The sequence below is a fragment of the Roseivirga sp. E12 genome, from assembly GCF_017592825.1.
Classification (GTDB): domain Bacteria; phylum Bacteroidota; class Bacteroidia; order Cytophagales; family Cyclobacteriaceae; genus Roseivirga.
The window spans coordinates 15345-35122 of record NZ_JAGFMD010000004.1; the positions used below are offsets into that span (position 1 = coordinate 15345).

The 19778-nt window shown below is 41.8% G+C and carries 24 protein-coding genes; 12 read left to right on the top strand and 12 right to left on the bottom strand.

Going from position 1 to position 19778, the window contains the following annotated elements; translation table 11 throughout:
- Positions 1 to 69: 69 nt before the first annotated feature.
- The 6 genes from J4E76_RS11020 (at position 70) to J4E76_RS11045 (ending at position 4468) form a co-directional block, all read left to right on the top strand.
- On the top strand, positions 70 to 453 hold the full coding sequence (locus J4E76_RS11020; RefSeq protein WP_208504134.1) for a metalloregulator ArsR/SmtB family transcription factor: 384 nt from the start codon (positions 70 to 72) through the stop codon (positions 451 to 453).
- 42 nt (positions 454 to 495) lie between these two features.
- Positions 496 to 1191: a YjjG family noncanonical pyrimidine nucleotidase gene (locus J4E76_RS11025; protein WP_208504136.1), complete on the top strand. Its 696-nt coding sequence runs from the start codon at positions 496 to 498 to the stop codon at positions 1189 to 1191.
- Positions 1192 to 1266: 75 nt separating this feature from the next.
- Entirely contained in the window at positions 1267 to 2898 is a 1632-nt protein-coding gene (gene pruA / locus J4E76_RS11030; protein ID WP_208504138.1) for an L-glutamate gamma-semialdehyde dehydrogenase, read from the top strand.
- A 42-nt stretch (positions 2899 to 2940) separates the two neighbouring features.
- The gene (locus tag J4E76_RS11035) at positions 2941 to 3423 is read left to right on the top strand and encodes a hypothetical protein (RefSeq protein ID WP_208504140.1); all 483 of its coding nucleotides are present in this window, start codon (positions 2941 to 2943) and stop codon (positions 3421 to 3423) included.
- On the top strand, positions 3416 to 3850 hold the full coding sequence (locus J4E76_RS11040) for a PaaI family thioesterase (RefSeq protein ID WP_208504141.1): 435 nt from the start codon (positions 3416 to 3418) through the stop codon (positions 3848 to 3850). The genes J4E76_RS11035 and J4E76_RS11040 overlap by 8 nt, the downstream gene beginning before the upstream one ends.
- Before the next feature lie 114 nt (positions 3851 to 3964).
- Positions 3965 to 4468: a hypothetical protein gene (locus J4E76_RS11045; RefSeq protein WP_208504143.1), complete on the top strand. Its 504-nt coding sequence runs from the start codon at positions 3965 to 3967 to the stop codon at positions 4466 to 4468.
- Between the two features lie 71 nt (positions 4469 to 4539).
- Here J4E76_RS11045 and J4E76_RS11050 read toward each other — a convergent pair whose 3' ends face one another.
- From J4E76_RS11050 to lepB, 4 genes are all read right to left on the bottom strand, one after another.
- Positions 4540 to 5547, bottom strand: coding sequence for a DUF4407 domain-containing protein (locus tag J4E76_RS11050; RefSeq protein ID WP_208504145.1), 1008 nt, complete (start codon positions 5545 to 5547; stop codon positions 4540 to 4542).
- 196 nt (positions 5548 to 5743) lie between these two features.
- A complete protein-coding gene (locus J4E76_RS11055) occupies positions 5744 to 7120 on the bottom strand; it encodes a M20/M25/M40 family metallo-hydrolase (RefSeq protein WP_208504147.1) in 1377 nt (458 codons plus the stop codon).
- 30 nt (positions 7121 to 7150) lie between these two features.
- Positions 7151 to 7468 (bottom strand): hypothetical protein, encoded by a 318-nt coding sequence (locus tag J4E76_RS11060; protein ID WP_236017405.1) that lies wholly within the window; start codon positions 7466 to 7468, stop codon positions 7151 to 7153.
- Between the two features lie 119 nt (positions 7469 to 7587).
- Entirely contained in the window at positions 7588 to 8787 is a 1200-nt protein-coding gene (lepB, locus tag J4E76_RS11065; RefSeq protein ID WP_208504149.1) for a signal peptidase I, read from the bottom strand.
- A 183-nt stretch (positions 8788 to 8970) separates the two neighbouring features.
- Here lepB and J4E76_RS11070 point away from each other — a divergent pair, with 183 nt between their 5' ends.
- Genes J4E76_RS11070 through J4E76_RS11085 form a run of 4 tightly spaced genes read left to right on the top strand, consistent with a single transcriptional unit; the run spans position 8971 to position 11763 of the window.
- A complete protein-coding gene (locus J4E76_RS11070) occupies positions 8971 to 9606 on the top strand; it encodes an ABC transporter ATP-binding protein (protein WP_208504151.1) in 636 nt (211 codons plus the stop codon).
- Complete coding sequence (locus J4E76_RS11075) at positions 9603 to 10847, top strand: ABC transporter permease (protein WP_208504152.1); 1245 nt, start codon at positions 9603 to 9605, stop codon at positions 10845 to 10847. The genes J4E76_RS11070 and J4E76_RS11075 overlap by 4 nt, the downstream gene beginning before the upstream one ends.
- Before the next feature lie 12 nt (positions 10848 to 10859).
- Positions 10860 to 11321: a hypothetical protein gene (locus J4E76_RS11080; RefSeq protein WP_208504154.1), complete on the top strand. Its 462-nt coding sequence runs from the start codon at positions 10860 to 10862 to the stop codon at positions 11319 to 11321.
- 22 nt (positions 11322 to 11343) lie between these two features.
- Positions 11344 to 11763 carry a hypothetical protein gene (locus J4E76_RS11085; protein WP_208504157.1) on the top strand — a complete coding sequence of 140 codons (420 nt, stop codon included), beginning with the start codon at positions 11344 to 11346 and terminating at the stop codon, positions 11761 to 11763.
- A gap of 1 nt (position 11764) precedes the next feature.
- On the opposite strand, the gene J4E76_RS11090 is transcribed toward J4E76_RS11085, so the two are convergent.
- From J4E76_RS11090 to J4E76_RS11120, 7 genes are all read right to left on the bottom strand, one after another.
- Positions 11765 to 12214 carry a cytochrome c gene (locus J4E76_RS11090; protein ID WP_208504159.1) on the bottom strand — a complete coding sequence of 150 codons (450 nt, stop codon included), beginning with the start codon at positions 12212 to 12214 and terminating at the stop codon, positions 11765 to 11767.
- Positions 12204 to 12854 (bottom strand): SCO family protein, encoded by a 651-nt coding sequence (locus J4E76_RS11095; protein WP_208504160.1) that lies wholly within the window; start codon positions 12852 to 12854, stop codon positions 12204 to 12206. Before J4E76_RS11095 ends, J4E76_RS11090 begins: the two co-directional genes overlap by 11 nt.
- A 5-nt stretch (positions 12855 to 12859) precedes the next feature.
- Positions 12860 to 13396: a CopD family protein gene (locus J4E76_RS11100; RefSeq protein WP_208504162.1), complete on the bottom strand. Its 537-nt coding sequence runs from the start codon at positions 13394 to 13396 to the stop codon at positions 12860 to 12862.
- 109 nt (positions 13397 to 13505) lie between these two features.
- Positions 13506 to 14336: an MOSC domain-containing protein gene (locus J4E76_RS11105; RefSeq protein WP_208504165.1), complete on the bottom strand. Its 831-nt coding sequence runs from the start codon at positions 14334 to 14336 to the stop codon at positions 13506 to 13508.
- Positions 14337 to 14377: 41 nt separating this feature from the next.
- Complete coding sequence (locus J4E76_RS11110; protein ID WP_208504166.1) at positions 14378 to 15214, bottom strand: hypothetical protein; 837 nt, start codon at positions 15212 to 15214, stop codon at positions 14378 to 14380.
- A gap of 17 nt (positions 15215 to 15231) precedes the next feature.
- Complete coding sequence (locus J4E76_RS11115; RefSeq protein ID WP_208504168.1) at positions 15232 to 15834, bottom strand: TIGR04282 family arsenosugar biosynthesis glycosyltransferase; 603 nt, start codon at positions 15832 to 15834, stop codon at positions 15232 to 15234.
- Position 15835: 1 nt separating this feature from the next.
- Positions 15836 to 16318, bottom strand: a complete 483-nt coding sequence (locus J4E76_RS11120; protein WP_208504170.1) for a rhodanese-like domain-containing protein — start codon at positions 16316 to 16318, stop codon at positions 15836 to 15838.
- Between the two features lie 127 nt (positions 16319 to 16445).
- On the opposite strand from J4E76_RS11120, the gene meaB reads away from it, so the two are divergent.
- A complete protein-coding gene (meaB, locus tag J4E76_RS11125; RefSeq protein WP_208504172.1) occupies positions 16446 to 17435 on the top strand; it encodes a methylmalonyl Co-A mutase-associated GTPase MeaB in 990 nt (329 codons plus the stop codon).
- A gap of 93 nt (positions 17436 to 17528) precedes the next feature.
- Here the strand turns inward: meaB and J4E76_RS11130 are convergent, their stop codons facing one another.
- On the bottom strand, positions 17529 to 18236 hold the full coding sequence (locus J4E76_RS11130) for a head GIN domain-containing protein (RefSeq protein WP_208504174.1): 708 nt from the start codon (positions 18234 to 18236) through the stop codon (positions 17529 to 17531).
- A 193-nt stretch (positions 18237 to 18429) separates the two neighbouring features.
- On the opposite strand from J4E76_RS11130, the gene J4E76_RS11135 reads away from it, so the two are divergent.
- Entirely contained in the window at positions 18430 to 19767 is a 1338-nt protein-coding gene (locus tag J4E76_RS11135) for an NAD(P)/FAD-dependent oxidoreductase (RefSeq protein ID WP_208504176.1), read from the top strand.
- Positions 19768 to 19778 lie beyond the last annotated feature (11 nt).

Sequence of the window (19778 nt, forward strand, 5' to 3'; positions counted from 1 at the left end):
TAACATGCAAAAACCATTTATTGATTGGTGAAATAGATTTATTCTTTTCAAATTAACAATTCTTAACCCATGCGTCTCAAGAATTTTAGCCTCAGTTTTGGCAGTCAAATCTTTAAATCCGTCTCTGATGAGTCTAGGGTAAGAATACTCCATTTGCTCTATCGTAATGATGAGTTGACCATCTCTGATATCGAACATATTCTTGAATTCACGCAAACCAAGACTTCAAGACACATTACATACTTAAAGAATTCAGGCATTGTCAGCGCTAGAAAAGTTGATCAGTGGGTGTTTTATAGCATTCGTGAAGAAGTGGAAGATTTGACCAATAGGATCTTCGAGTTTTTGGTGAAAGATGCCACGCTTCAAAAAGACCAGGAGACCTTTGAAGTACTGAATTCGAACCGAGAGCTGGCCAAAAGCAGACTTCATAATAAAAACCTATTGCGGTAAACTTGGTTACCGCTTTTGGGATAATTCAAAAACCCTACTTCCTTGAGGAACTATAAGCACATTTTCTTTGACCTTGATCATACCCTTTGGGACTATGATGCTAATGCTCGAGAGGCGCTTTATGAACTTTATGAACGCTATGGATTTGGTCAGTTGGGGCTTTTCGAAAAAGAGCTATTGGCGGATACCTTCTTCGAGGTAAATGAAGGCCTGTGGGACCTTTATAATCGGAGTGAGATTCAGAGAAGAGATATTCGAGAAAGAAGGTTTCCAGCGATTTTTCAAAAACTCGATGCTTCATTAGAGCACATGCCCTATAGAATCGAAGAGGAGTATATAGCGTTGGCTCCAACAAAAAACAGAACTTTCGAAGCAGCACATGAGGTTTTAGATTACCTCAATGAAAAATACATGCTTCACATCATCACCAATGGCTTTGATGACATTCAAGCAACCAAGTTGCAGTCGTCTCAGTTAGACCAGTACTTTGATGTAGTGATCACCTCAGAGTCTTCAAAAATGCGAAAGCCTGACCCTAGGATATTTGAACTTGCACTGGACAAAACAGATGCCGCTTTGGAAGAAAGTATTATGATCGGTGATAACCTAAACGCAGACATTGCAGGGGCAGTTAATGTTGGAATGGACCATGTATGGTTTAACCCAAACAAAATATCTACCGATCGTTCAGTTCAGCATGAAATTCAGAACTTAATTGAGCTAAAAAGCATTCTATAAATTCAGTTTCATAACAGTGTTTTGAAACTGTATATTTGCGCAAACTCATTTGATAAAACCATAAATAAGTAAACTATGGCAACCGGATTTTTCAACGTGCCTACCCCTACCAATGAGCCTGTATTGGACTATGCTCCAGGGTCAAGGGAAAGGAAGGAATTACAAGCTGCTTTGGCCGAGGCCAGAGCACAACAAATTGATGTACCTATGTACATCGGTGATCAAGAAGTGACAACTAGCAATAAAGTTGCAATGTCTCCTCCACATGATCATCAGCATATTTTAGGACATTTTAATGAGGGAGATGCTTCGCATGTTGAAAGTGCTATTGATGCAGCCATGGCAGCTAAATCCGCATGGGCTGACTTAAGCTGGGAACATAGAGCTTCAATCTTTTTGAAAGCAGCCGAATTGCTTGCAGGGCCATATAGGGCAAAGATTAATGCTGCAACAATGTTGGGTCAATCAAAAAATGCTTATCAAGCCGAAATAGACGCGGCTTGTGAGTTTATTGATTTCTTAAGATTCAATGTGCAGTATATGACTGAGATTTATGCTCAGCAGCCTAACTCTTCAAAAGGTATTTGGAATCGCGTTGAGCAAAGACCACTGGAGGGATTCGTCTTTGCATTGACTCCTTTCAACTTTACTGCCATCGCGGGTAACCTGCCAACTTCTGCTGCTATGATGGGTAACACCATTGTTTGGAAACCTTCAAACACTCAGATCTATTCTGCTAATGTGTTGATGCAAGTTTTCAAAGAAGCGGGTGTTCCTGATGGTGTAATTAACTTGGTTTATGTTTCAGGACCAGTTGCCGGTGATGTGATCTTCAACCACAAGGATTTCGGTGGTATCCACTTTACAGGTAGCACAGGTGTATTCCAACACATTTGGAAGACTATCGGTGAGAACATTTATAAGTACAGATCTTATCCTCGAATTGTAGGCGAAACTGGAGGTAAGGACTTTATCATGGTCCACAGGTCTTCGGATGCCAAGGAAGTTGCGACAGCAATTTCGAGAGGTGCATTTGAGTACCAAGGACAGAAATGTTCGGCAGCCTCTAGGGCTTACATCCCGTCTAATCTTTGGGAAGATGTAAAGACTTACGTTCAGGCTGATCTGGCTACTTTCAAAATGGGTCCAACCGAAGATTTTACAAACTTTGTCAATGCGGTGATTGATGAAAAGTCATTTGACAACATTGCCAGGTACATTGATAATGCTAAGGCAAGCTCTGATGTGGAGGTTATTGCGGGAGGCAATTATGACAAATCTAAGGGCTACTTCGTTGAGCCGACTGTTTTGTTGACAAAGGATCCTAAATACACAACAATGTGCGAAGAGATCTTCGGTCCTGTAATTACAATCTATGTGTATGATGAGAATGAGTTCGAGTCAACTTTAGCATTGCTTGACGATACCTCTCCGTATGCATTGACGGGTTCGATTTTCGGTAGAGATCGTTACGCTGTAGAATTGGCGACTAAGAGATTAGAGCAGTCTGCGGGTAACTTCTATATCAATGATAAACCGACAGGTGCGGTAGTTGGTCAGCAGCCATTTGGTGGTGCCAGAGGTTCTGGAACTAATGATAAGGCAGGATCAATGATTAACCTTTTGCGTTGGGTGTCACCAAGAACGATCAAGGAGACCTTCGTTCCACCAACAGACTATAGATATCCTTTCTTAGGAGAAGATTAATTGAAAGCCCCGCTAGTCGGGGCTTTTTTTATATTTGAAAATATGGAAGAAAACTTAGCAGCCATAGAATCTTTCTTTCTGGAAGAAGTACCATTAATACTCGAGAAGCTGACGGAAGACAAGCAACCAGTGTGGGGTTTGATGACCCCTCAACATATGCTAGAGCACCTTATAGTCACTTATAAGATGTCTATCGGAAGAATTAAGATTCCGGTGGTTTCCAAAGAAGAGGACTTCCTTCGACTGAAGGCCTACTTGATGAAAGACAGCCCAATGAGGCGCTCAGTTCCTTCTCCGACAGGCAAGAATGAATTGCAGCCTTTAAGGTCGGCCAGTTTGGATGAGGCAAGGGCCAAATTGATCACAGAAACGGAGAGCTTTTTGAGTTATATGAAAGCTAATCCGAATGCTGTAGCCAATCACCCTTACGGTGGGCCGATGACGGCCAATGAATGGCTTTGCTTTCATCGTAAGCATTTCAAGCATCATTTTATCCAGTTTGGTCTGATTCCCGATTATGAGTAAGGCCCATTATGATCGCTTAGAACAGATGTTTCATTCTGCCCCCATTCAGAATATGTTGATTGGAGCCGAAATGAGTGTTGAAGAAAGGAAAGCGATCTACTCTTTAAATATCTCAAAAGACTACTTTCATGCTGCTGAGGCCCTGCATGGGGCCATCTATTTCAAACTCCTTGACGATGCTGCTTACTTTGCTGCTGCCTCTATTGAGTCCACCTACTTTCTATTGACCAAATCATATACTATTCACTTCAAAAGACCAGTAGAAGTAGATCAACTGACTGCGACAGGGGAGGTAGTGTCAGAAAATGAGAAGGAGATTGTCTCGATGTCAAGGATTGTGAATAGTGCTGGAAAGATTGTCGCTGAAGGAGAGGGCCTGTTTGTAAGGAGCAGGAAATTACTAGTGGATCAGGTTGGCTATCGCTAAACCTTCTAATTTTCCATTTAGACTTTCATGTCAACCTCTCAGGTGTGGGGTGTAACTTTTTGCTCGGGAATAAGTCTTTAATAAGAACACTTATCAAATCAAACCACGGTCAAAATGAAAAAACTCATCACAGCATTACTGTTAGTAGCGGTCTGCATATCTGTGCAGGCGCAAAAAAAGGTGAAAGAAAAAGACATTCTTGGAGAATGGGATCTTGTTATAGACATTGATCATGTCAAAGACGAAGTTGAGGAAGAACTAGAAGAGGAAGAGTTCTGGTTAGCCAGAAGCTTCGCAAAAAGCGTGAGCAACTTTGCATTGGATATTGTCGAAAGCATTGATGTCCGTTTCGATTTCAGAGAAGATGGCGAGGTGAAAATCAGCGTTAAGGTCTTCGGAGAAAGAGAAACTGAATGGGCAGAATGGTATATCAATGACGATGGAGAGCTAGTCATCGAAGATGAAGACGATGACAGACGCAGAAGAGGTCGCAGATTTTCAATGGGATACTCTAACGATCACGATGTCTGGCTTCTCGATGATGATAAGCTACAATCATACGACAAGGATCGAAGAGGAAGACTTGAGCGACAAGAAGTTTATCTAAAGAGGAGATAGCTAAATTCACATAGCCCTGATTCAATTTCAGAGCTTGAAACAAAAAGCCCCGATTCATCGGGGTTTTTTGTTTATCCATTAATCAAGTATTTGAGTTTTTCATGTGTCGAATGATTCATCTCTGCGATCTTCTCTAAGTTGTGGTTTTTAAAGAAGTGCTCCCTGATTTCTAGCAGTTCGTCATATGGCCCCCGTGGTGCGATTAGCTTCACAATGATAGGCGTACATTCCAACATCACAAACAACAGGAGTATGAAGATATTGGCTAGATAAATAGCTCGGTTTTCTTCGCCCAATACTCTGAGGGCTTCTAGTTGAGCTGCCATTCCATTCCATGGGTTCCTTTTGATTTGTTCCAGTTCGGTAGTCTTCTGAGACATGAGCGCATTGTACTCAACTTCTTTTGCAGCTATGATTGATCGGTTTTCATTTGATACAAGGTCTAGTTCCTTTTGTGCTTGATCAGCATCGGCTTTCTTGAGTTGGTAGATCGGGCCAGCACTGCGTCTCATGGAGCCACCAGTTCCATCAGCTTCGGCTCTGGCCGCAGCTGCCAATTGGTTTCGAGTAATTGTTTTATCGGCAATCTCCCCTTTGAGAGTGCTTATTTGGTTCTGTAAGGCATTGCTCTCTGTAGTGTATCGCTTCTCTATTTCGGAGATTTCATTCTGATAAATCTGTTCTTCCAGTACTACAAGCTTACGATCAATTTCTTTAGAGAATATGCGCAATTCAAGGGGCTTAGAAATGACAATGGCTAGCATAACGGCCAACAGCATTCTAGGTGATGCGATAATGATTTCCTTGAACCAGCCACCTTGCTTCTTTCGCATGGTTGACACAATAAAGCGATCTAGGTTGAAAATGATTGTTCCCCATACTAAACCGAAGACGGCTGCCCAATAAGGATTTTCAAAGACTGTGAAGAAGGCATAGCCACCGGAAAGGGCGGCCAGTATTCCTGTAAAAAAAACTGCCGCACCCATACCGGTATACTTTGAAGCATCCGTAGGGCAGCGTTTTAGTAGTGAGATGTTGGCTCCAGAACAGAACCAGAAAAATTCTTTGAGTGACTGCATGACATTTTGAGTTTATCCGCCCTTGGCGGGTTGAGCCTTTGGGCGATACCCCATATGACAGAAGCCAGGTGGAATATGTTACAAAGGTTGTGGTAGTGGGTAGAACGAGACCAATATCAATATGTTGTGTAGGATAGTACCTTTTTATACATAGTACCAATATCTGGCCTTAAACGGGCTCTAACCGGTTAGGAAATTACAATCCGTACTGATCGATGAGATAGATAATTGATGCCATGGCTGCAGCGCCTAATTCCAGCTCTCGTTGGTTCACAACTTCGAAGTTATCGATGCCTGTGTGGTGGTATTTGAAATAGCGTTGACTATCTGGTAGGTAGCCTATTGTCGGGACATCTTGTGTTCTTAAGGGGCTGATATCGGCACCGCCACCGCCTCTTTTGAATTGATGAATGTTGTATGGCTCAAAGAGAGGTTTCCAGCTTAATAGCTTATCCTGTTGGGCTTTTGTGCCAGAAATGCCAAAGCCGATAGGTAGAAAACCTCCTCTGTCAGACTCCATGGCCGCAATGTGATGCTCATTCTTTTCAGCAGCAATGGCTGCATACTTGCGTCCTCCCATCAAGCCATTCTCTTCGTTCATGAACATCACTGCTCGAATGGTCCTTTTAGGTTGGTAATTCATGGCTTTCATAATACGAAGCACCTCTATCGATTGTACACAGCCTGCACCATCGTCATGAGCTCCTTCAGCCAAGTCCCATGAATCGAGATGTCCTCCAACTGCTATTATTTCTTCTGGCTTTTCAGAACCTCTGATTTCACCCACTACATTATAAGAGAGTACATCGGGTAACATCTCGCAATGCGTCTCAAAATAGAATTTTAGGTCTGTATCGTCTTTGAGTAGTCCACTAAGCATGTCCGCATCATTGGTGCTAATGGCAACAGCGGGTATTTTCGGGATATTAAGTCCATATCTCGTGCCTCCAGTATGGGGCACGTCATCGCTAAAAGAGCTAAGCGACCTTACTAAAACTCCAATAGCTCCATACTTGGCGGCTTCTGAAGGGCCGGCTCCTCTTTGGTTGGAAGCTCCACTATAAGCTGAGAAGGTGTCCATCAATTTAGCATCCATTGGACGGTTAAAGAAGACAATCTTTCCTTGTATTTGAGCTTTTCCGAGTTTGGCTAGCTCCTGAAAGTCCTGCACCTCAATGATGTTTCCCAATACACCGGCAGCACCAGAACCGACTGAATTTCCTAAGGCCACTACATTTACATTGACAGCTCCAAGTTTCTTTGAGTTGACTATGCGACCAACTTCCTTTTTACCCCTAACCCAATGAGGCACCATAACCGGCTGTAAGTAAACGGTATCAAAGCCATAAGCAATCATTTGCTGTCTGCTCCACTCCACAGCGGCAGCAGCCTGAGGCGATCCGCTCAAACGTCCGCCAATGTTTTTGGTGAGGTGCCTCAGCATTTCATAACTCTCACCCTTTTCTAAAGCTTCATCAAAGATTTTTCGAATTTGAATTTCATCCTGATCGGTTTGAGCCAAAGATGAAAATGCTGTCACAGCGACAAGAAGAAAGGAGAGTAAATACTTCATGACTTTATATTTTATACCGTCAAAGACCGACTAATCGATCAATTCTGCTTTCTGCAGAATGTACATCAATTTCATTGGGTCATCAGGGTTGATGTTCAAAGTGCCTTTGACCTTAATTCTTTTTTCGGTGAATTTGATATTCTTTTCTGAGAAGACTTCTACCACAGTTTCTGGGCCTGCACCACCACAGAAGAAACAGTTGGCAAAGGGAAGTGCCGAGAGCACAAAGTAGTTTTCACCACGAAGCTCGTCTAATGGAATCATCCATCCCTCTAAGGTAATTTCCTTGCCATTTAAGGCTTTTACATCATCGCTGAAGGTCGGGAAGTCTATTTCATAGTTCAGCACTTCGTCAAATCGTTTTTCAATTTGAACCTTGGACAGGACATTCCATGTGCTTTTGTTTTGAGCAAAAGAGGCAGCGCTTGCTGATAGAATAATGATTATGGTCAGAAAGTGTTTCAGAGCTATTTGATCAAATCTAAAATCCTGTTGAACCTGATATTTTGGAAGAAGCCAGTATTAGGGTCAGTTCGATCCATCGACCAGAAAATAAACAATGGCTTGCCTACAATATGATCATAAGGAACAAGGCCCCATGTTCTAGAATCAGCCGAGTTATGGCGATTGTCACCAATCATGAAATAGTAACCCTGCTTGAAAGTATAAGTCTCAATTTTTTCTCCCTCAATAAATACTTCTTCCCCTCTAATTTCTACATCATCATTGTGTTCATAGAATTGAATCGCACGCCCATATAAATCTATGTTTCTTGGTGTTAATTCTATTTCCATGCCTTTCGAAGGCATTTTTAGAGGGCCAAAATTGTCAATCGTCCAGTCAAACCTTGTATTGATTGAATTAGAGAAGTTACTACTCCCGTCATAGTTAGTGGAAATTGGATAGACGGGAGGTCCAGAGCCTTTAGGATGAAATATCTCTTCTACACTTTCTATAAAATTATACTCCGCCAGCTTATCCGCCTTTTCTCGGGTGGTGTGAAATTCAAAACCGATTTTACCATTATAGCTGTTATTTGGTAAAGCGTTAGTTGCGTAAGTATCAAAAGGATTCTTATCTGTGTAATCAGTAATTCCAATCTCTCTTAAATACCTTTGATGCACACCTTTAGGAGTCTCAGCCAAATAACTTGTCAACATACCAGGGGTATTTTCGGCAGGCTCTCCATTAACATAAACCTGTTTATTTCTTACTTCGAAAACATCACCTGGTGTCGCCATACATCTCTTTACATAAAAAGTTTTTATGTCTAAGGGGTATTGAGTGTCCGGTGGATAATTAAAAACAACAGGTTCACCTACGCGAGGGTCTCTTAAACCAGGAAGCCTAAAACTCGGTGCTTGAATAATATCGCTATAAGAAGGAATATCGGTACCCCAGAACTTTTGATGTGCTAGTGGAAATTGAATCAAAGTGGTTGGAGTCCTAGGTCCAAAATGTACTTTACTCACAAAGAGGTGATCACCGATCAGCATGGAGTTTTCCATTGAACCTGTAGGTATAGCATAAGCTTCAATGAACAAACCGCGGATAATGGTTACAGCGATCAGCGCAAATAGAATATCATTAGCTAACTCTCTGAAGAAACTCCTCTTGACTTTCGGTTGTTTTTCGGCTTTCTTTTTTCGCTTTAAGAAGTCGAGCATAAATAGATTTTTAGGCTTTACGTAAGCAGTAAAGGTATTATTAATTTGTCAAAAAACTGATGTGTAAAAGCTTTATAGATGATTTGATAACGGATAAAACATTTCACAGGTTTTCGGAATTCTATACGATCGGTTTTATTAATTAGGATACCTTCCGTTAATTAGATTTTCAATCGCAATCTCATGATCAGTATTGATGGTTTAAGTTTCGGGTATTCCGATCAAAAAGTGCTTTCAATCCCGCAGATGGAGGTAAAGGAGGCTGAACACCTGCTGATTCTAGGTAATTCCGGAAGCGGAAAAACCACCTTGCTCCATATTCTTGGAGGGCTACTTCAACCTAAGGAAGGGAAAGTGGTAATAGGAAATACAGATTTATATAGCCTTTCTGGTCATCAAAGAGATAAGTACCGCGGACAGAATATCGGACTCGTATTTCAAAAAGCTCACCTGATCAGTGCTTTGTCCGTGGGAGATAACTTACTACTAGCCCAGTACTTTTCTGGAACAGCTCAAGACAAGGGAAGGGTTTACGAAGTACTGGAAGAACTTAATTTAGGTCACAAAGCTGAAAAGAAGGTCAGGTCATTGAGTCAGGGAGAACAGCAACGGGTGACGATAGCTCGTGCATTGCTTAATAGACCAAGACTAATTTTAGCCGATGAACCAACGGCAAGTCTGGATGATGATAATGCAAAGAAAGTAATTGAGCTTCTGAAATGTCAGGCAGAAAAGTATCAGGCATCACTCTTGATTGCTACACACGACCAACGTGTAAAAGAACAATTCGAACTTCAACTTAACCTCAGCGCATCATGAATCTGATATCCTTAAGTTGGAATTACATAAAGAGCAAGCCACTCAACACTGCACTAAATGTGCTTTTGATGAGCTTAGGTGTGGCGATCATTTTGGTACTCATTCTGCTGAGCTCGCAATTGGAAGAGAATCTTGCAAAGAATAAAAGAGGTATCGATTTGGTAGTTGGCGCCAAGGGCAGTCCCTTGCAACTCATTCTAGCCAATGTTTACCATATTGATTTTCCCACCGGAAATGTAAAGCTGGACGAAGCCAAAGCGATTACGCGGAATCGACTGGTCAAGTCGGCCATTCCTCTGGCTTTGGGAGATAACTATGGAGGGTTTCGAATTGTCGGTACCAATCATGATTACATTAAACTTTATCAGGGTGAGATTAGCTCAGGAGAACTCTGGAGTTATAACCTGGATGTTGTTCTCGGTGCCAATGCAGCTGCGCGACTGCAGCTGAGTGTTGGTGATGAGTTTTTTGGGGCACATGGATTGTCTGTGACAGACCTTGAACATGACGAAAGAAAGTATCATGTTATTGGAATACTCGAGCAAAATGGGAGTGTCTTAGATAACCTCATTTTAACCAATATCGAGAGCGTTTGGGCTGTGCATGATCATGACGAAGAAGAGCATGAAGGAGAGGAACATGAAGCAAAAGAATTAGGGTCGGCATTCGAGACTGGTTTTCCTGAGGGTGACGAGGAGGATGAAATAACCTCAATGCTTATTCAATACCGCTCTCCGATGGGGGCTGTGCAAATGCCAAGGATGATCAACGCCAATACCAATATGCAGGCTGCTTCACCCGCTTTTGAAACTCAGAGACTTTTTTCATTGCTGGGTATAGGTGTAGACATGCTGAGAAGTTTTGCTTACATAATCATAATCATTGCTGGGCTGAGTGTATTCATATCTATGTACAATGCCCTAAAGGACAGAAAGTACGACCTGGCCATTATGAGGTCTCTTGGTGCATCGAGGGGTAAATTATTTGTACATGTGATTATTGAAGGAGTTATTATTACCACTTTAGGTGGAATATTGGGAATTATTTTGGGGCATGGCCTCATGGAAATGCTAGCCCGTTCTTACGAAAAGTCAGAAGAAGTGGGAGTGACTGGATTGGTTTTTGTGAACCAAGAACTGTATGTATTGTTGATTAGTTTAGCTGTTGGATTGATCGCTTCGCTCATTCCTGCGTTTAATGCGTATAAGACTGATATATCGAAGGTTTTGGCCGAAGAGTAAATTGAAAAAATGATGAGGAAACTATTTGTATTGATCGTTGTATTGGGATTTGGCTTTTCAGCTTTGGCACAAGATGTCAAAATGAAAGGAGCTAAACTCTGGAAAACCCTGGCAGATGTCAGTTATGACATTCAAAAAGATGAGTATGGTGATGTTTTTGTCCCTGTCTTTGGGAAGGATATTAAAGGTATTGCTGACCAAATCGTTGAAGTCGATGGCTTTATCATTCCCTTTGATGGTATGTTCAAACCAACCGAATTAATTCTTTCCTCACTACCGATCAGTGAGTGTTTTTTCTGTGGTTCAGGCGGACCAGAAACGGTCATGGAAATCTCGATGAAAGAAAAGATCAAATACACAACCAAGCGTGTCAAAATCCGTGGTAAGCTTAAGCTGAACGCCAAAAACCCAGACAAACTAATGTACCAATTAGTAGAGGGAGTTTTTGTTGGCTTAGCAGATGATAGCTATTAGATTTGCCGAAAATTGAGGTGAAATGAAGAAGTTTTTTGGATTCTTGTTAGTCGCATTTTTTACACTCTCTTGTGGAGGAGGCTTTGATGCAAAAGTGGAAGAGGGAAAAATCTTGGATGTCCATGATGAAGTAATGCCCAAACTAGGGGAGGTGATGAACCTTAAAAGGCAAGTGCTGGCTAAGGCAACCGATCTAGCCGAGAGCAATCCCGAAGATGAGGCACTAGAAGGTTTAAGAAGTCTTGCGGAAGAGCTGGATGAGGCCAGAAAAGGCATGATGACCTGGATGAATGATTGGGCGAAAACCAAAACGCCTCATACGTCTGGTCAATCTACTGAAGAAGAGCAGAAAGCCTTCTTTCAGACTGAAATGGATCGTGTTACAAAGGTCAAGGATGATATCAATTCATCTATCGCAGCAGCAAAAGCAATGTTGAAATAGCCTATTGGTTAGGAACAACGTTCTCTACCGCTTCAAGCGTTATTGGCTCTGCTTTGTTTCCCCAAGCATTTGAAATATAAATAAGAAGCTCCTGAATTTCCAGTGAAGTCAAATCCGGATTGGCAGGCATAGGTTGATTATAGTCAATGCTATTCACTTTTATAGGGCCTTTGAGGCCATATTTGATAGTGCGAGCGGATCCTGCAACATCATTTAGAAGGTAATCAGAATCTTTCAAGGGGGGGATCAAAGTGCCCAAGCCTTCACCATTTTCCATATGGCAGTTTTGACAATATCTGGTGTAAAGTTGTTTGCCATTAGAGAACTGTTGCAAGCCTTTGGTGTCTAACCTTGAGTGAACATCTTCATTATCACTCTTTGTGCCAGATCCACAACCCATAAAAATGAATGTGATAAGCAAGACCAATGACTCCCATTTTTTAATCTTCATATTCTGCCAAAAGCTTAGGAATGTCGTTCATCAATGCGTCCACTTCAAAGGGCTTTGTGCCATCATATAGTCCCCTAATCCGCTTTTCCTTATCTATTAGGATAAAGGCCCCACTATGGATAAAACCACCCGGTGCATCGGCATCTTCCCCAACAGGTACAAGGTAGCCCTCGGCACTTCCAATGCGATAGATTTCATCCTGATCTCCGGTTACAAATTTCCAAACCTTACTATCCGAAACCCCGAGGCGCATTGAGAAATCTTTCAAGTAAGCGACAGTATCATGTGCCGGGTCTATGGTATGGGAAAGAATTCCAAATTCCGAATTGTCTTTAAACTTGTCATAAACCCTCAGCATTTGCTGCTTCATAATAGGGCAAATGGTGGGGCAGGTGCCGAAAAAGAAATCGGCAACATAAACTTTCCCTTCAAAGGATGCGAGCGTTACTTCAAGACTGTCTTGGTCATAAAATGAAAACTCCGGAATGGTATGGTAAATGGTGTCCAATTTTCCATCAACCTCTTTGAACTCTTGTCTTCCTAGAATTGGAAGTTTTTGTGCTCCTTTATTACCGTTGCAAGACCAGGTTACAGCGAGTATCAGTGTAACACATAGAAGTGTGATTCCTTTTTTTTGCATTGCTTTTAAGCCTTTGTTCTAAGCCTTTTATAAGTACGAATTCCGATCATCAGGGCGATAGCCACAAGCATAAAACCGAGTGTGCCTTTGATCCAGTTAATCTCATTTTTTAATACGATAATGAAGACGACAGAGATGAGTATTAATGTGGATATTTCATTCCAAATCCGCAGTTGGGTTGAGCTATATCGTTGTTCATCATTTTGAAGCTGTGAATACAGTTTTTGACACAGGAAGTGGTAGATGTACAGCAGGGCGACAAAAGTCAGTTTGATGTGCATAAATGGGAGCTCAAGCATCGCGGGATATTGGTAGACCATGATACTTCCCAAAATGAGGGTAATGATTGCCGATGGCCAAGTAATAATGTACCACAGGCGCTTGGACATAATTTTTAATTGATCACCAAGAATGGTCCTGTCCGGTTCAGGTTTGTCTAGCGCCTCTCTTTGATAAATGAATAGTCTGACAATGTAGAAAAGCCCAGCAAACCAGGTAACAATAAAGATGATATGGAGAGATTTGATATAAAGATCAGCCATGGCTTTGCTAAAGCAAAGGTAATCATGAATCAGTTATCAGTTAACTAGAAACCAGTATTTCTGTTAGAACTACTGATGACTGATTTCCGATCCACGGATAACCGATTAACTAATCAAAAGGCCCCGACTTTTTCTCTAGTACGTTCAAGGTATCTCCAACTCTGATCACTCCTTCATTACTCGGGATGAAGTTCTCTCCGAATAAGATCTTATTACCAGTTTTTCGATAGGTAGAAAGAGTTTTTAATGGTTCTTTCCCTTTTTGAGCAGTATCTACATCAATGGTGGTCATCACACATCGTACACAAGGCTTTACACCATACATTTCAACATCACCAACAGTAATCTTCCTGAGTCTGTCTTCTTCATGTACCTCGCCCCCCGAGACTATCACATTGGCCCTAAACCTATTCATGGGAACATGCTCAGTGCTCTTACTATTAAGAAAAGCCAAGGATTCCTCACTGATAATGAGCACAGGGTAGCCATCGGCAAAACTCACCTTATCAGTTTCCTCAATCGCATAGCGTTGATCAGCCTGTCGAACGCTGTCATCATGCATATATAGGAGGCGTACTTTTTTGTCAATAATTTCACTAAACCAGGCGTCAACTTTAGCATCTACTGGTTTGGCCGGGCACGTATCATCCCAAACGGTAACTGAAACTGGAGTACTGTCGGGCTCTGACATGTTGAAACTTACGGCTTCAATGGGCTTCGTCTTATGGCGAATCGTCATGATGTCTCCATTGATTTCAGGTTGAAGCAGCGCCATTTCAGGATAATCACGTTGATGCACAAACATTCCATTTTCATCAGCCAAGACCCACCTTCGATCGTATTGTAGGCCACGTGTTTCTACTTTGGATTGGTCTAGCTGAATTCCAGCAATAGACTTGATGGGATATATCCAGAGATCGGTAATCTTGAGTGTTGACATTCCTGATGATTTAGTACTCTAAAATAAGAAGTACTAATCACTTATCTCCAATATTGATATCTACTTACGCGATTCAGCTTGAGATTGTAGCCGTACCAGGTAGTTTGGGTTTGAAGTAGATTAGGATACTCTTTATTGAAGGTATAGGTATTGACCTTACCTTCCTCCAAAGTTGTTTTCACCTGCCACACACTATCCCGATCGCTGACAGAGAATTGGGCATTGTAGATTTTCGGTTGACGGGTTTTTGTGTTGATTTGGCTATCGACTACCTTTTTTGTGAATTCTAGCCCATCCTCAAATTTTGTGGCTCTGAGAAGGTAGGAGAGTTGGTCTTCCCAAATTAGATCCGTGCCCTCAATACTCATTTGCCCATCCCCGTAACCATCAAAATAGCTATTGTAATCATACGCATAGCCACCTGAAATCAATTCGAACTGCTTGAAAGTATTGCCACACCATTCTTGACCAGTGTGGGTCATTTTATGCAACTGTTCTGGTTGCTCCCTTTTAAAGAAAAGACTTGTCAGGTAATGGTAAGGGTAGTTTTCGGTCTCAAACCTGCCGAACTTATTAACTTTCATAACACTGAATAGATCATCACGCTGATAGTCATTCGTCTTTACATTAAAGTCTTTATTAAACTCTTCTTTGACGGTTATATAGGCATTATCAAACCGTCTGACTTTACCATACACGATCATTTCGGCATCATAATGTGCCACTTCGGCTTGACCATCTTCCCATATTTTGTTCATAGCCCAGTCATGATTGAAGACATCACTGGCAGGGTAGTCTATTGAATCCTCTGTTGGTTGTTCACAGCCATAAAGGGCAACTATGAGAATTAGCAATGTGGTAATGATGTGCTTTTTCATAAGCTTGTATTTATGAGTCAATGCATGACTGTCTTTGCCCAGGGGCCCAGATCGTCTTCTGTATCCACGTCATTGAGGGTTTCTAACACCTGATAGTTTAGGTCTAGTGCCTCAAAGTCTTTTATAGTATCGGAACCAACAGTTTCGGTACTCCACACCTTTTGTTCAAATAACTCAGGAAAATACCGAGACATGCCTATGGTGTAATACCCACCATCAGCCGCGGGGCCGATAATAGTATCTCTGAACTTGAGCGATTCAAAGGCTTGTTCCAGATGGTTCTGGGTCATGTCATAACAGTCACTTCCAATAATGCAGACCCTCTGGTATCCGTCTTGAAAGGCCTTATTGAATGCTGTGGTTATCTTGATACCTAAGTCTCCAGTACTTTGCACGGCTTTCGCATATGTGGTGTTGTCCCAAAGATCAGATTCATCTACATAATCCGAATAATACACCACCTTATCGACATCAAGATCCGCTGTCTCTAATCGCGTCTTTTCTAAAAGCAATTTGTATACTTCCAAAGCCTTGACATCGCCTATAGTGGCTGCCAATCTGGTTTTGGCTTTGCCAAGAATAGGGTTCTTAACAAAAATGATAAGTAAGTCAGCTTTCATTTTAATAGACTGGTGTTCCTCCTCGCAGCAGAGCACTGAAGTACTGTGCGTATACGTGAACGCTGTCGGTTAGATTATCTCTTGAGTTTACCAATGGCAACTCCGCATTTGACCACCCAATGAGGCCATCTTGCAATTCTACGACTTGATTAAAGCCTTCCTCTTCAAGAATCTTCGCGAGTTGGTTGCTTCTCAATCCTACTGTACAATATACCATCACAGGCTCATTTGCATTCAAACCTTCAAGCAGTCCTTCTTCATAGCGAATGGCTCCCTCCAAATGACTTACATCGTATTCGCTTTCATCTCTAACATCCAAAATTGTAAAATCGGTTGTTGAAATCATTCGAAAGGCTTCCTCGGCATCCACACGTTCTACATTTGAACTACTGAAAAATGTAAAAGCACCCCTTTGGTATACCTGATAGCATACAAGCGATAGGAGAACTATGACTCCGGGGACGATGAACTTTAAGTGTGACATTAGTTTAAGGATTCAAATAAACTACTTCTTTTTCATTCAATTGTTTTCCGAATCTTAGAATTCCATCTATTCTCTTGAAATGAAGCTTAAATGACATTTGATTTTATTATTACCTTGCCAACTTGAGATGAAGCGTAAAAAACTCACAATAGAAGAGCTTATAGCAGGTGTTTTGGTAGGCGATCGCCTTGTGCTAAGTAGGGCAATAACCCTCTGTGAAAGCCAAAAGGCAGAAGATATTATCGCTTCGGAGAAGCTGTTGAAAGCCATACTACCAAAAACGGGGAACTCCATGCGGATAGGCATTACGGGCGTTCCAGGTGTGGGTAAAAGTACTTTCATTGAATCGTTCGGAACACTTTTGACCACACAAGGTAAAAAGCTGGCCGTACTCACCGTTGACCCCAGTAGTCAGAAAACGAAGGGTAGCATTTTAGGCGACAAAACACGGATGGAGGAGCTGGCGCGAAATCCGATGGCCTTTATTCGACCTTCGGCCTCAGGCAGTGCTTTAGGTGGTGTGAGTAGTAAGACAAGAGAGGCAATGTTACTCTGTGAAGCGGCAGGCTTTGATATCATTTTCATCGAAACGGTAGGAGTTGGACAGTCTGAGACGCTGGTGCATGGCATGGTAGATTTCTTTTTGTTGCTGATGCTGGCCGGAGCTGGCGATGAGCTTCAAGGAATCAAGAAGGGAATTATGGAAATGGCCGATGCTGTGGTGATCAATAAGGCGGACGGTGAAAATCAAAAGGCAGCAAACCGAGCAAAGGCTGAATACCAAAGTGCACTTCACCTTTTTCCAATAGACGAGTCAGGTTGGCTACCACAAGTTAAGACCTGCTCAGCATTGGAGAACATTGGCCTTGATGAGATTTGGGAAATGATTGTTAAACATCAAATATCCATGCAAACCAATGGCTTCTGGACTGAAAACAGGAAGCGACAGCAGGTAGATTGGTTCAAGGAAAGTGTGAATGAAATGCTTGGACAAGCTTTCTATCATGATGCAAAAATCGCTAAGGTACTACCTACAATTCTCAAGCAAGTTGAAAGCGGTGAACTACCTGCGATGAGCGCAGCTTACAACCTGATTCAAAAGTTTTTGGATAAATAGAAGTGGCTTTAAATAAAGTTCCCCTGCCCTTCAAGGTATAGACCTCTCGAAGCAAGGGATATAATCGGTCATGATTATATTCAGATAAATTGATTAACCTTTTCTCACGCTCGAAGCGCCTGATGTGTCGCTGTTCACTGAAGCGCCACCTTTGTATCTCACACTAGAAGCGCCCGATGCTCGTACATCAAGATCACCACTAACATATACATTTACTGAACATGCACCACCCACACGGATGTCGGTATCGGTTGTTTCAAAATCATAAGCTCTATAAATAGATGACCCGCTCATTCTGATATTCTGCGTCTTAGCAGAACCTTCTATGTTAACAACGCTTGCTCCTGAGGCTTCGAAAGACAAGTCATCAGCTTCAAGCTCTAACTTTACTACCGATGCACCTGACAAATGAAGTTCCATGTCGTCAGTCTTAATAACATCCAAAGTACGCAGGCTTACAGCACCACTTACATGTATTTTGTTCAATGACTTTACCGTGATATATGCCTTAGGAGACTCACGCATTCTGCGATTCTTTCGGCTGTTTTCTAAGCCAATGATCAACATACTGCCTCTTACTTCCGCGATCAAATCACTTCTAAACTGATCTTCGATTTCAATCTCCAATGATACCTCATTACCTACGCTGATTTCTACAGCAAAGGCCGAGCTAACACTTAGTCCACTAAAGTCTCTTACATTGATTTTCTCACGATCCTGAGCAAAAGCGAAGGTTGAAAATGTCAACATCGCAAATGCTAAAAGGCCAAAACGTAAAGACTTCATTTTTAAATTCTTCATTACTCTAATGATTATTTGCTTTAAAGATAATGTCGATCCTTAAAGGTTGCATGTCAGATACAAATTCTTTTGCCTATTGGAGTCACATTCGACTCAGCTTTCAGTAAATTAAAAAGGCTAATATTTCTTTCTGTCTCTGATACGACATCGGCAGAGAACCAAAAGTTACATTTTATGTATTATTAGATTCGTCATGCAACACATTGTAATCATAGGAAATGGAATTTCCGGAATCACTACCGCGAGACATATCAGAAAGAAGAGCGACCATAGAATAACGGTCATCTCTGCTGAAACTGATCATTTTTACTCGCGAACAGCCCTCATGTATATTTATATGGGGCATATGAAATATGAACATACTAAGCCATATGAAGATTGGTTTTGGGAAAAAAACCGAATCGATCTGAAAAGAGCTTATGTTGAAAAGGTAGATACTGATAAGAAGGCACTCACCTTTGCCGATGGTTGTACTATGGACTACGATAAACTTGTATTAGCCGCAGGTTCTAAGTCCAATAAATTTGGTTGGCCAGGTCAAGACTTAAAGGCCGTTCAAGGGCTTTATAACTATCAAGACCTTGAATCAATGGAGGAATATACAAAGAGTATTTCCAGAGCCGTGATTGTAGGGGGTGGACTGATAGGTATAGAAATGGCTGAGATGCTATTAAGCAGAAATATCCCTGTGACTTTCCTAGTAAGAGAAAACAGTTTCTGGAATAACGTGCTGCCCGATGGCGAATCTGAAATGATCAACCGCCATATCAAAGAGCATCATGTAGATCTGAGACTTGGTACAGGCCTGAAGGAGATACTCTCTGATGAAAATGGACGAGCTAGAGCAGTAATAACCGATCAAGGTGAAGAGATTGCCTGTCAATTCGTAGGGCTTACTGCCGGAGTTTCTCCGAACATAGGCTTTCTGGAGGGTTCTGGTATCGAAACCAACCGTGGTATAATGGTTGACCCATATTTGGAAACCAATGTCAAAGATGTTTACGCTGCTGGCGACTGTGCTGAATTCAGAGAAACGAATGGTGAGCGTAGAAACCTTGAGCAAGTTTGGTACACTGGAAGAATGATGGGAGAGGCTTTGGCAGAGACCATTTGCAATACACCGACTAAATATGACCCAGGGCATTGGTTTAATTCAGCAAAGTTCTTCGATATAGAATACCAGACCTATGGATGGGTTTGGGCTAAGCCGAAGGATAATGAAAATGACTTCTATTGGGAACATGAGGGAGGTAAAATATGCCTGAGGTTGCGTTGGGATAAATCTAACGACAAACTTTTGGGCGTGAATAACTTTGGCTTCCGCCTGAGACATCATGCTTTTGACAAGTGGTTCAAAGAAGGTAGGACTGTACAATATGTACTAGAGCACCTCAGAGATGCCAACTTTGATCCTGAACTCTATAAAACGCATGAGCAGGATATCATCAATCAGTTCAATGCCGAGAATGGTAGCAACATCAGCTTAAAAAAGAAGAGCTGGAAGCGTATTTTACAATTAGTCTCAAATTAGAATATCAATAA